This is a genomic window from Gemmatimonas phototrophica (assembly GCF_000695095.2).
GTDB lineage: Bacteria > Gemmatimonadota > Gemmatimonadetes > Gemmatimonadales > Gemmatimonadaceae > Gemmatimonas > Gemmatimonas phototrophica.
On record NZ_CP011454.1, the window covers coordinates 2,002,238 to 2,014,140 of the forward strand.

The following is an 11,903-nucleotide window of genomic DNA, read 5'->3' on the forward strand; positions in this document are numbered from 1 at the left end:
GAAGAGACCGGCCTTTTCTTGAGTGGCAACAGGCACGCGCGCGATTACGCAGCGACAGCCTTGTTGGCCAGCTTCGCGAGCTTGCTCTTCTGGCGAGCAGCAGCGTTCTTGTGGATCAGCCCCTTGCGGGCAGCACGATCAAGCAACGAAACGGCGCTAAGACGGTCATCGGCCGCCGCAGTTGCCGTCTTGGCCTTCTTCACGGCGGTCCGCAGCGCCGAGCGCTGCGCGCGGTTACGCACCGCAGCCGCACGCGACTTCCGCAGATCTTTCTTTGCGGATTGAATATTCGGCACGAAAAACTCCTGAGAACCAGTTGAACAGTGACGTGGAAACCACCCGGCAGACGGATGGAATCCGGCCACGGCGGAACAGACTGGTAAACATAGAAACGACCGGCAGACCAGTCAAGCGGCGGTCGGTAATGGAGTTAGCTCGCCACGGCGATCATCAGTAATGTGGATAACTTTTTGTGTGGAATACTTTTGACATCGCCCCTCTTCCACGCTACCTTCACACTCTGATTTGCTTGCATTCGCGTTTCTGGTGACGGCGTTCGCTGCCACTGACTCTCGCCTCATTTTTTCCCGGCTGCCGCGGTGGATTTCGCCCAGCAACTTGCTCTCGTCGCTCCAGTCTTGCTCTTCTCGATGGTCGCCCACGAGTATGCGCACGGCTATGCGGCGTTCCGGCAAGGGGATATGACCGCGTATCAGCTGGGGCGCCTCACCTGGAACCCCGCCAAGCATATCGACCCCTTCATGACCATCATTTTACCGGTCATGCTGGCGTTTCTTGGAGGCCCCATCTTTGGCGGTGCCAAGCCGGTGCCGGTCAATCCGCGGAACTACCGGCATTATCGTCAGGGCGACATCATCGTGTCTCTCGCCGGCGTGACGGTCAACGTCCTCATTGCGTTTGCGTGTGTTCCGCTCATCATGGGCGTCGGGCTGCTCGGACAGCAGTTTCCAGGAGCTGCGCGGCCGCTGTTCGTTCTGCAACTCATGCTGAACCAGGGCATCATCATCAACCTGGTGCTCGCGGCGTTCAATCTCATTCCCATCCCGCCGCTCGATGGGTCGCATGTATTCAAGTATCTCTTGCCGCCGCGCTGGTCGCTGCAGTATCAGCGCATCGGGGCCGTGGGCTTCCTGCTGTTGTTTGCCTTGCTTTCGTTCGGGCGGCCGTTGGTGAACCTGTGGATGACTCCCGCGTTCGCACTCAACAGTCTCGCTCAGCGGGTGTATATCCCGTACTTGCTGCCCAACCCTTTCGACGCGTGAACCCAGCGTGATCGCACCGAATTTTCGCCCCTTAGAGGCTGAAACGTCGTCGTTCGTCATTGAGCTGAGCCAGTTCACCGGCCCGCTCGACCTGTTGCTGTCGCTAATCCGCGACGAGCAGTTGGACATCTACGATATCCCCATCGCCCGCATTGCCGAGCAGTTCCTGGCGCGCATCAGCACGCTGGGGCTCGACGAAGCCGCCGACTATCTGGAAATGGCGGCCCGCCTGTTGCGCATCAAGGCGCAGATGCTGCTCCCGCGCGCCGACGGCGAAGAGTCCTGGGAAGATCCCCGGGCCGAACTCGTCCGCCGATTGCTCGAGTATCAACAGATGCGCGAAGTGGTGGATCTGCTCGAACGCCGTGGCGAAGAGCGTCGCCACCAGTTCCCGCGTCGCTTCATCCCCATCGCGGCCGACATCACGCCGCTCAACGCGCCGCTGTCGCTCTCCCTTGGTGAGTTGCTCGCCGCCGTCGACCGCGTGCTGCGGACGACCAAGGAACCCAAGATCCACGAAGTCGTACCGCGTGCCCTCGACGTGGCGGGCGCCATGGTCACCGTGCGCGCCGTTCTCGCCATGCGTCGGCATGCCCAGTGGACCGACCTCGTGGGCCGTGATGCGGAGCCGTGGCAGATTCTGTCCGTGCTGCTCGCCTTGCTTGAAATGGCCAAGATGGGTGAACTGCGCATTGCGCAGTCGCGTGCCTTTGCCTCTGTGGAGATCCGTCGTGACGCCATTAGCGAAGCTGCTTGAAGCCGCGCTGTTCGCGGCGCCGCGCCCAATCCCGCTGACGGCACTGGAGGCCCTCGACCAGGAGTCCAGCCCGGCAGCGGTTGCGGCCGCGCTGGACGAACTGCGCGAGCACTACGACGTGGACGGCCACGGGGTTGAACTGGTGGAGCAGGGTGGCGGGTGGCAGATCCTCACCCGGGCGGAATTCGCCGAAGCCATTGAACGGGCCCAGGTGGCCGTGCGCCCCCACAAGCTCTCGGCGGCGGCGCTCGAGACGCTGGCCATTGTGGCGTATCGCCAGCCCATCGGTCGCGCGGAAATCGAGGAAATCCGCGGCGTGGCCGTTGGCTCTGTCCTCAAGTCACTCCACGAGCGCAATCTCATTGATATCGTGGGGCGCAGTGAAGGAATCGGCCGCCCGTTGCTCTATGGCACCACCCCCCAGTTCCTCGAGCAGTTCGCCCTGCGGCACCTCGAAGAACTGCCACGCGCTGACGAACTGGCCATCGCCCTGCGTGGCGCCGGGAACACTGCGGTCGTGCCCGAGTGACGCCCCCGCGTCGTTCCGGCGGAGGCAGCGGCGGTCCTCTCAACAGCAGTGGCGGTCCCCGCAAAAGCTCCGGTACTTCCTCGGGACGCCCTGCGGCGCGCCCGTCGGCGCGGCCGTCGGCCAAATCCGATATCAATCCCGCCTCGCGCAGTAAGCGCGAGGCCACGCGCGGCGGCGATGGTCGCGGTGGCGAATCCCGAGGCAGCGACTCGCGTTCCGGCGAATCGCGAGGGAAGGGGACAGGCAAGGGGCCGCGGAAGGCCCCCCCCCGTCCGCCACGCCCTGCCATGATCCCGGGGGGCGGGCAGTTCATCAACAAGGCTGGCGGGACCGTCAAGGCGCGGAATGAAGGCCCCATGCGCGTGCAGCGCGCCCTCGCTCGTGCCGGTGCCGTCTCGCGGCGAGAGGCCGATCAGGCCGTGGCCGACGGACGGGTGCTGGTAAACGGACAGGTCGCTCTTGTTGGACAGGTCGTCGATCCCGCCCGCGATGTCATTACGCTCGACGGGGCGCCGGTCAAAACACACGTTACGGCGCATCGGTGGATCGTGCTCAACAAGCCGGCCGCCACCATGACCACCCGCAAAGACCCCAGCGGACGCACCACCGTCTTCGATCTCGTGGATGACGTGCCCGGACTGGTCTATGTGGGTCGCCTCGACTTCATGACCGAGGGCGTGTTGCTCCTCACGACCGACGGGACGGCGGCCCATGCCCTCACGCACCCCAGTCGCGAGGTTGAACGCACCTACATCGCCACGGTGCGCGGTGATGCGCTCGCGGCGGCGAAGCGCGCGCGCCAAGGGGTGCAGCTGGAAGATGGCCTGGTCACTCCGCGCGACGTCCAGGCGCATCCGTTGGGGGCCCGTCGCTGGGCCTTCGAGATCACCATCGCCGAGGGCAAGACGCACGAAGTCCGGCGCATCTGCGATGCCCTTGAGCTCGAAGTGGAGCGCCTCATTCGCACCAGCTTCGGCCCCGTACGTCTGGGGAATCTCCCCTCCGGAGAAGCCCGCGCTCTGACGGCCGCCGAACGGACCGTCCTCGACGCCATCATCAGCAAAGAACAGCTGCCGAAGGCGTGACGCCGGTGGGTCTCACCGGGTTGACGGGTGGCCAGGGGCCCACCAGGTAAGGTCCATGGAGCAGACGGAACCTTGCCGGGGTATGGGGAAACAGGCGTGATTCACGCAGTTCTCACTCACAGGAGCAGGTTGACGTGACCACGAGTGTCGCCCCGTCTCAAGACGCGGCTCTGGTACAGGGCGTGCTGCGCGAAGTCGCACGCCGCATCGTTGGGCAGGAATACATGGTGGAGCGGCTGCTTATCAGCCTGCTCACGGGAGGACATGTCCTGCTTGAGGGAGTCCCGGGGCTCGCCAAGACGCTCACCGTCCGCACGCTCGCTGAAACCGTGCGTACCTCGTTCCAGCGCATCCAGTTCACCCCCGACCTGCTCCCGGCCGACGTCGTCGGCACGCAGATCTTTGATCAGCCCACTGGCGAATTCCGCGTCAAGCACGGGCCGATCTTCGCCAACATCATCCTGGCGGACGAAATCAATCGCGCTCCGGCCAAGGTGCAGGCGGCGTTGCTCGAGGCCATGCAAGAAAAGCAGGTCACGATCGGCGGGACCACCTACAAACTGGCGGAGCCGTTCCTCGTGCTCGCCACGCAGAACCCCATCGAGCAGGAAGGCACCTATCCCCTGCCGGAAGCGCAGGTGGATCGCTTCATGATGAAGCTGCGCGTCGGGTATCCCACCAGGGCCGAAGAAAAGGAAATTCTCCGCCGCATGGCTGGCGGGGACAAGGTAGACATCATGCCCGTAGCCTCCCCCGAGGAGCTGCTCGATGCCCGTCGCCGCATCTCCGAGCTCTACATGGACGAACGCATCGTCGACTACATCGTCGAACTGGTGCACGCCACGCGCTTCCCGGCCGACGTGGGCGCTCCCGATCTGCGCCCGCTCATCGAGTTCGGCGCATCACCACGCGCCACGATCGCCCTTGGCCAGGCGGCACGCGCCCACGCCTTCCTGCGCGGACGCGCCTTTGTCACGCCGGACGACGTGAAAAGCATCGCCCCCGATGTGTTGCGCCACCGTGTCCTGACCTCTTTCGAAGCCGATGCCGAAGGCGTGACCAGCGACACGATCGTCGCCCGACTGCTCTCCGTGGTGGAAGCGCCGTGAGGCCGTCACGGTGAGCGTTACGGCGATCGCGCCGGCCGATGTTCTCCGGCAGGTGCGGCGCATCGAAGTGCGCACGCGCCGGCTGGTCGACTCGCGCTTTGCCGGTGAATATCGGTCGCTGTTCAAAGGGCAGGGGATGGAGTTCGCCGAGGTGCGCGAATACCAGCCCGGAGACGAAGTGCGCTCCATCGACTGGAACGTGTCGGCCCGCATGGGCAAACCGTTCGTCAAGCGGTACGTCGAGGAACGCGAACTTACCGTCATGCTGGCCGTCGATCTCTCCGGGTCGGCCCGCTTCGGCACCCGGGCCCGCTTCAAGCACGACCTGGCGATTGAGTTGGCGGGCGTGCTCTCGCTGGCGGCCGTCCGCAACAACGATCGCGTGGGGCTCATGCTCTTCAGCGATCAGGTCGAGCACGCCCTCCCCGCTCGCAAGAGCCGCAAGCACGCATTGCGACTCATTCGCGATCTGTTGTCGGTGCAGCCCAAAGGGCGTGGCACCTCCTTCACCGTTGCGGTAGACCGCCTCATGCGGCTGTTGCCGCACCGTTCGGTGGTGTTTCTCGCCTCCGACTTCATTGCGGCCGACGTGGAAAAGCCGCTCGCCCGCCTCGCGCAACGGCATGATGTCATTGCGGTCACGCTGGAGGATCCCGCCGAGCGCGTGCTCCCCAACGTGGGGGCCGCTCGTCTGGAAGATCCGGAAACGGGCGAGGTCGTGGAGATCGATACCTCGCATCCGGCGGTGCGCTCGGCGTTCGCCCAGCGAATCGCCGCCGATGACGAAGCCCGCCGGAAACTGTTCGGCCGGCTGGGGCTCGACGAAATCATCGTCCACACCGAACACGGCTACGTGGACGCGTTGCTCGCCTTCTTTCGCGCGCGTTCCCGCCGCCCGCACGGTGCGGTTCGCACCGGTCCGCGCGGGGCTATGGGTGATGCCGCACTGGCCGTGGAATCCCGAGCGGTGCCACGTCGATGAGCACCGCCGCGCCGGCGTTCGTGCAACCGCCAGCGACGCCCACGCGCTCCGTTGGCGTGGATACCGTGTTCCTCACGCCGCAGAACGGCGCCAAGGTCCGCGCCGGAACGCTCGTGCAGCCGGACACGGTGGAAGTGGGGGATCCGTTCACCTTCGTCGTCACCGTTGCCGTTCCTGCCAACGCACGTGTGGAATGGCCAACGCTCGCTGATTCGGCTGCCGTCGTCTCCATGCGTGAACCAGTCCGTATCGTGGACGAAGGCACAAAGGTGGCGACGCGCCGTGAACGTGCCATCTACACGCTCAGCGCCTGGGATATCGGTCCGCAGTCATTGAATATGCCGGACGCGATTGTTCACTATGGCAGCACCTCCATGCGTGTCCCGCTCGGGAACGCGCGGGTGTTTGTGCGTACCGTCCTCCCCGGCGACAGCACCCAACACATTCCCAAGCCGGCCCGCGATCTGTTTCCGCGAGTCCTCCCCTGGTGGCAGCAGTGGTGGCCCGCTCTGTTGATCCTCGCTGCGCTCGGCCTGCTCTGGTGGCTGTGGAGACGGCGTCGCCGGGTTGCCGCCGCCCGAACCGTCGTCAGCGCACTCAATCCATACGCCCGGGCCATTCACGAATTCGATCGCCTTGAACGCCTGGGGCTCGCCGATGCCGGAGAAGCCGGTCGGTATGTCGCACTCGCGGTTGATGTCATGCGTCTGTACCTTGCGAGCAGTGAACCGGCAGCCATGTTGTCGCTGACCAGCGGCGAACTGCTCGACGTGCTGGTAAACGATACCCGTATTCCGCGTGATCGGCTGCAATCGCTGTTCGCAGATGTTGACGGCATCAAGTTCGCCGCCCGCACGGTGTCCCCTGTGCGTGCCCGCGAATTGGCGGCCGCTGCGCGGAGCATCGTTGAGCATATTGATCGGGTGGAACGGGAACGCCGAGCTGCGGCCGAGGCGGCGCAACGTGCCGCGGCCGCGGCCGCCACGCGCGAAAAGCAGGATGCCGAAGACAAGGCGCGTCGCGCGTCGCGCGCCTCGCGTGGACCCAAATCAGGCGCCGGCGTATGAACGGCGCGGACTCACTGGGACTGGCCACATGGTGGAGCGAGCAGATCAGCGCCCTCACGCTGTTCGGCCTCAACTTCGGTCACCCCGAATCCCTCGCGCTGCTGGCGTTGCTGCCGCTCTGGTTTCTCTGGCAGCGGAAGCGCGAATCCCAGCGCCGAACGATTCCCTTTTCCCGTGCCGCCGTGCTGGCGGCAGGGCCGCGTCCATCCCTACGCTGGGTGAAGTGGTTGCCGTGGCTCCGGATGCTGGCCATCGCGGGCGTGATCCTCGCCGTGGCACAGCCGCGCTCCGGAGCACGCGCCGAACGGGTGAACAGCGACGGCATCGATATCGCGCTTACCGTCGATATCTCCAGCTCCATGCTTGCGGAGGATTTTCAGCCGCAGAATCGTATGGAAGTTGCCCGGGAAAAGCTCAAGCGCTTCGTGCTGGGACGCAAAACGGACCGGGTGGGACTCATCGCGTTTTCTGGCGAAGCACTCACGCAAGTGCCACTCACCACCGATTACCCGGTGGTGCTGGCGGCCATCGATAACCTGCAGGTCGGTCAGCTCGAAGATGGCACCGCGATCGGCACGGCCATTGCCACCGCCGCGAATCGCCTCCGCAATTCACCGGGACGCTCACGCGTCATGGTGCTACTCACCGATGGTGAAAACAACCGCGGCGCGATTGATCCGCGTACCGCCGCCCAGGCCGCCGGGACCTTCGGGATTCGCATTTACACCATCGGCGTTGGCAGTGAAGGCATGGCCCCCGTCCCCGTAGGACGTGGGCTGTTCGGGCTGCGCTACGAAAATCGCCCGGTTAAGATCGACGAGCCTCTCCTCACGGAAATCGCCAGCAGTACCGGTGGACGGTATTTCCGAGCCAAGGATGCGGCGGCGTTGCAGGCCATTTACGAACAGATCGACCAACTCGAACGCTCGGCGGTCGAAGCGAAAGCCTTCATTCGCTACACCGAGCGATTCCGTTGGCCGCTGCTCTTTGGACTGGCGGCACTCTGTGCCGAACTTTGGCTCCGCGCGCGACGTGGAGTGTTGCCGTGAGGAACGCATGAATCCTCTCGCGCCCCTCACGATTCCTTTGGGGGAGAATCTCCCGCCACTGGTCTTTGATGCGCCGCTATTTCTGATCGCGGCCATCGCGCTGCCCCTGCTGGTCTGGTGGTTGCGTCAGCAGCGTGCTCGGCAACGGGAGACCCGACTGTCCCGCTACGCCGATGCCGCAGCACTCGCCCGGCTGGTGACGGGGCGTGATGCCGGTGAGGGGCGCCGCACGCTGCGCCTGGTCTCCGTTGCGCTCTTGATTGGTCTTGCACTCAGTGGGCCGCGCTGGGGGCTCGCCCGCGGTCCCATGAGCTCGCGCGGGATCGACATGGCCATCGCCATCGACGCGTCGCTTTCCATGATGGCCCCGGACGACAAGCCCAATCGACTGGAACGGGTCAAGCAGGAAGTCCGTCGACTGCGCGCCATGTCGCAGGCCGATCGCGTGGCACTGATTGCGTTTGCCGGACGCAGCTACATTCTTTCGCCGCTGACGGCCGACGATGGGGCGTTGGAGCTGTTCCTGGAGAATCTCGATCCCTCTGTGGTGGGGCAGGCGGGAAGCTCCATTGCCAAGGCCGTGCGACAGGGCACCGAACTGCTTTTGTCCAGTGATGGCAGTGCCGATCGCGCGCTCGTCATCATGACCGACGGCGAATCGTTCGATGCCGTGGAAGACGTGGAGGTTGCGGCGCGTGAAGCGGGTGCCAAGGGGATCAACCTCGTCACCGTGGGCTTCGGCACCATTAATGGGAGCACTATTCCCATTCGGGATGGATCATCAGTGAAGGCCAAGACCGACGACGACGGGAATGTGGTGGTAACGCGCTACTCTCCCGAATTGCTCGAGCGGGCGGCGACGGCGGCTGGCGGCACCTTTATCGCGGCGGATGCCTCGGATAAGGCCTCACGCATTCGCGGCGCGCTGCGTTCGCTGCGCACCGCGCGGCGGCAGGTGGATACGCGGGAAGATCACGTCCCACGTTTCCTCTGGCTGCTCGTGCCTGCGCTGCTGCTGCTCGCCTACGACACATGGCGGCTGGTACGGCGCACGCGGGCCGACCTGAAGGACCGCGGGACGGTCAAGGGCTCCTCGACATCGCCGGCAAGCGCCACGGCAATGACGGCCCTGCTGCTGGCCATCATCCCCAGCACATTTGTCGCCTGTAACAGCGAACCCGATCCTGCCGCGCTGTTCACCGAAGGCCGGGTCGCCGAGGCCATAGCCGCGTATCGAATGATGGTGGCCAAAGGCGATACCAGCGCGCGAACCGTCTACAATCTGGGCACCGCCATTCTCGGCGCCGATTCGTTGAAGGAAGCGGCGGGTCTGCTCGAGGCCGTGCGGAAGAACAGCGACGGCGAAGTGCGCGCCCGCGCGCGTTTCAACGCCGGTCTTGCCGCCCTCAAAATGGGGCGCCAGCCAAACAATCCCGAGGGGGAGCAGGAGCTCGCCGCGGCGCGCGCTGCGTATCGCGCGTTTCTCATGGAACGTCCCGGACACGCCGACGCCAAATGGAACTACGAACTCGCGCTGCGGAAGCAACCCCCGCAAAGCGGTGGCGGCGGCGGTGGGGGCGGCGGGGGCAATGATCAAAACAATGATCAAAAGGACAAGCCCCAGTCCGAAGGAGGGCTCGATCAACGCCAGGCTGACGCGCTGCTGAACAGTGCTGCCCGTGAAGAGAAGGACGTGCAGGGACGCAAGCAGCGGCAAGGGCGTGTCCCGCCGGGCGGGAAAGACTGGTGAACACACGTGTCTCCCGATGCCGGTCGTTCCTGACCCTGGTGTCTGTGGCAACCGCACGCTGCCGCAGCGCCATCGCCATGGCGGTGCTGCTGCCGGTAACGTCGGCACCGATACTGTCGTCACAGCCGTCTCCCACCGCGATCGTTGACCGTATTCGCAGCACGGACGGAAAGCCGATCGACTTCCATGCGGCGGCGTTCCCGGAGTCCGTCTATGTCGGGCAACAGGTCACCTATCAGGTGGCGGTGCTGCTCAGCGATCAGGCGCGCAGTCGGTTGCGACGCAATCCGGAGTTTCTCCCTCCCGAGTTGCGTGGGCTGTTGGCCTACGAGTTGGGCACCCCGCGTCGTGTGCCTGCTCGCAGCTACGGCGGCGGTGTGGCGTATGAAGCGCACGTATTTCAACGGGCGCTGTTTGGGGTCGCCGCTGGTACACTGAAGGTGCCCGCGCCGCAGCTCACCTACAGTTTGCCGCAGTCCTCCAGCTACTTCAGTCGTGAAGAGCGGTTTGTGGTTCGCGCGGAAAGTGCGCAGCTTGTCATCCGGCCGCTTCCCGAAGAGGGGCGGCCATCCGATTTCACGGGGGCCGTTGGTGTCCTGCGAGCATCTACCCGCTTCGATGGCGCCGACGTGCGTGTTGGAGACCCGCTGGTGCTCACGATTCGCATTGAAGGCACTGGCAATGTAAAGCTGTTGCCGCGGCCGGCACTCGAACTGTCGTGGGCGTCCGTGGTGCCGGGCAGCGAGCGGGTCCAGGTGGATACCACCGGCGCGCTGGTGCGCGGCGCGAAGGAGTTCGATTTCATCCTCACGCCAAATCAATCCGGCGCCGTAACCTTGCCCGTGGTACGCTATGCGTACTTCGATCCGTACCGTCGCGCCTACGCCAACGCGGAATCGGCCCCGGCCGATGTTCGCGTGGCTGATGGGAACCTCGCTGCGGGAGCCGAGGCCCCTGAGTCTGATGCGTTGCCACTCCGCACCTGGCAACATCGGGAGACGCGCTCCGTTGCCGAATGGGCTCCACTGTGGCGTATCCTGGGGCTCGTGCTGCTCTTGCTGGCACCAGTGCCGGCGTTGGTGACACTCGTCGCACGCGTTCGCCGGCAACGTGCGGCGCAGAGACCAGACGTGCCGCGCGCCAGCGCGCGTGAGGAGGCCATCGATGACGATTCACCCGCCGGCATGGCCCGACGCACGCGACGCACCATGCTGGCGGAGTTGGCGTTCCGCCTGCACGTCAAAGCTACAGACCTCGTGACGCCAGCCGATGTAGAGCGGGTACTGCGCCGTCGTGGCGTGACACGGGCCACCACGCGCGATGTGATGCTCTTGCTCGATGAGCTGGCCACGCAAGGGTTCGCTGGTCCGTCCGGAACCAATCAGGATCGCCCGTTGGCCCACCAGCGCGCCGAACCCCTCCTGGCGAAAGTCAACGGTGAAGCGGTGACGCATGGCCGCGCGCGGCTCTGGTCCCGGCGCGCCAGGCAGTCCAGCGCGCTGCTCCCTGTGCTTCTGGTGGGACTCGCGATGAGTGGGCCGCTGCATACCCTGCACGCCGCGCCGCTCGCCGTTGTTGACACTACCGCAACCTGCCAGAGTGAGTCTGCGGAAGCCTCCTCCGGATTGGCCGTGCTGGTGGAGGAAGGAATGGCCGCCTATCGGGCCGGACGATTCACCACCGCCGCCCAACGAATGGGGACGGCCGTAGCGATCTGTCCTCGCGACGCCGATCTGCTGCTCAATTGGGGGAACGCGGCCTGGGCCGCCAGCGATACGGTGTCCGCCGTCATGGCCTGGCAGCGCGCTGCGCGCCTTGATCCGCTGGCCGCCGACGCGCAGGAGCGTCTTGCCTTGCTCCCTGCAGGAGCCCGCGGCGGGTTTGCCGAAGTCCCCATGGTTCCGGTTACGGCGCTGGTCATTGCGGGTGCCGTCGCCTGGCTGGTCGGGTGGGTGCTCTTCCTGGTGGCATGGCGTGACCCCAACGGGTCCGGTACCGTGTCGCTCGTGGCCACACTGCTGTTGGCGGCGGCGCTTGCGGCTGGCGGTACGGCATGGTGGGGGCACCGTGCCCTGAGTAGCTCGGGGTTGGCCGTCGTGCGGCGCCCGGAGACGTTGCGGTCAGCCCCCGGATTTGACGCCAACACCGCCGGCGGATTGTCCACCGGCGATCTGGTGCGGATGTCGTCTATGCAGGAAGGGTGGTTCCGCATTGAACACATCGATGGGCGCAGCGGATGGGTACCGGCATCACGCCTGGCGCCACTCGTGGGCGGCACCGCCACCCGATAAG

At 65.3% G+C, this 11,903-nt stretch carries 11 protein-coding genes; 10 read left to right on the plus strand and 1 reads right to left on the minus strand.

All coding sequences use genetic code 11. The annotated features are described in order from the left end of the window. Positions 1-44: 44 nt before the first annotated feature. A complete protein-coding gene (gene rpsT, locus GEMMAAP_RS08300; protein WP_026850592.1) occupies positions 45-296 on the minus strand; it encodes a 30S ribosomal protein S20 in 252 nt (83 codons plus the stop codon). A gap of 354 nt (positions 297-650) precedes the next feature. On the opposite strand from rpsT, the gene GEMMAAP_RS08305 reads away from it, so the two are divergent. The 10 genes from GEMMAAP_RS08305 to GEMMAAP_RS08350 all read left to right on the plus strand — a co-directional run bounded on the left by GEMMAAP_RS08305 (position 651) and on the right by GEMMAAP_RS08350 (position 11,902). Next, positions 651-1,283: a site-2 protease family protein gene (locus tag GEMMAAP_RS08305; RefSeq protein WP_053334425.1), complete on the plus strand. Its 633-nt coding sequence runs from the start codon at positions 651-653 to the stop codon at positions 1,281-1,283. 7 nt (positions 1,284-1,290) lie between these two features. Next, on the plus strand, positions 1,291-2,040 hold the full coding sequence (locus GEMMAAP_RS20925; RefSeq protein ID WP_053334426.1) for a segregation and condensation protein A: 750 nt from the start codon (positions 1,291-1,293) through the stop codon (positions 2,038-2,040). Next, a complete protein-coding gene (gene scpB / locus GEMMAAP_RS08315; RefSeq protein WP_053334427.1) occupies positions 2,015-2,569 on the plus strand; it encodes an SMC-Scp complex subunit ScpB in 555 nt (184 codons plus the stop codon). Before GEMMAAP_RS20925 ends, scpB begins: the two co-directional genes overlap by 26 nt. A 287-nt stretch (positions 2,570-2,856) precedes the next feature. Beyond that, the gene (locus GEMMAAP_RS08320; RefSeq protein WP_053334428.1) at positions 2,857-3,654 is read left to right on the plus strand and encodes a pseudouridine synthase; all 798 of its coding nucleotides are present in this window, start codon (positions 2,857-2,859) and stop codon (positions 3,652-3,654) included. A 134-nt stretch (positions 3,655-3,788) separates the two neighbouring features. Then, positions 3,789-4,763, plus strand: a complete 975-nt coding sequence (locus GEMMAAP_RS08325; RefSeq protein WP_026850593.1) for an AAA family ATPase — start codon at positions 3,789-3,791, stop codon at positions 4,761-4,763. Between the two features lie 10 nt (positions 4,764-4,773). Next, positions 4,774-5,745, plus strand: coding sequence for a DUF58 domain-containing protein (locus GEMMAAP_RS08330; RefSeq protein ID WP_026850594.1), 972 nt, complete (start codon positions 4,774-4,776; stop codon positions 5,743-5,745). Next, positions 5,742-6,812, plus strand: coding sequence for a hypothetical protein (locus tag GEMMAAP_RS08335; RefSeq protein WP_026850595.1), 1,071 nt, complete (start codon positions 5,742-5,744; stop codon positions 6,810-6,812). The genes GEMMAAP_RS08330 and GEMMAAP_RS08335 overlap by 4 nt, the downstream gene beginning before the upstream one ends. After that, on the plus strand, positions 6,809-7,861 hold the full coding sequence (locus GEMMAAP_RS08340) for a VWA domain-containing protein (RefSeq protein WP_053334429.1): 1,053 nt from the start codon (positions 6,809-6,811) through the stop codon (positions 7,859-7,861). The genes GEMMAAP_RS08335 and GEMMAAP_RS08340 overlap by 4 nt, the downstream gene beginning before the upstream one ends. A gap of 7 nt (positions 7,862-7,868) precedes the next feature. Beyond that, positions 7,869-9,611 (plus strand): vWA domain-containing protein, encoded by a 1,743-nt coding sequence (locus tag GEMMAAP_RS08345; RefSeq protein WP_158514783.1) that lies wholly within the window; start codon positions 7,869-7,871, stop codon positions 9,609-9,611. Between the two features lie 38 nt (positions 9,612-9,649). Continuing rightward, complete coding sequence (locus GEMMAAP_RS08350; RefSeq protein ID WP_026850597.1) at positions 9,650-11,902, plus strand: SH3 domain-containing protein; 2,253 nt, start codon at positions 9,650-9,652, stop codon at positions 11,900-11,902. The last annotated feature ends 1 nt before the right edge of the window (position 11,903 follow it).

What these genes read in the sequence shown, in the direction of transcription:
- GEMMAAP_RS08345 (WP_158514783.1), top strand. Translation starts at nt 7,869, where the DNA reads ATGAATCCTCTCGCGCCCCTCACGATTCCTTTGGGGGAGAATCTCCCG.
- GEMMAAP_RS08340 (WP_053334429.1), top strand. Translation starts at nt 6,809, where the DNA reads ATGAACGGCGCGGACTCACTGGGACTGGCCACATGGTGGAGCGAGCAG.
- GEMMAAP_RS08320 (WP_053334428.1), top strand. Translation starts at nt 2,857, where the DNA reads ATGATCCCGGGGGGCGGGCAGTTCATCAACAAGGCTGGCGGGACCGTC.
- GEMMAAP_RS08305 (WP_053334425.1), top strand. Translation starts at nt 651, where the DNA reads ATGGTCGCCCACGAGTATGCGCACGGCTATGCGGCGTTCCGGCAAGGG.
- GEMMAAP_RS08335 (WP_026850595.1), top strand. Translation starts at nt 5,742, where the DNA reads ATGAGCACCGCCGCGCCGGCGTTCGTGCAACCGCCAGCGACGCCCACG.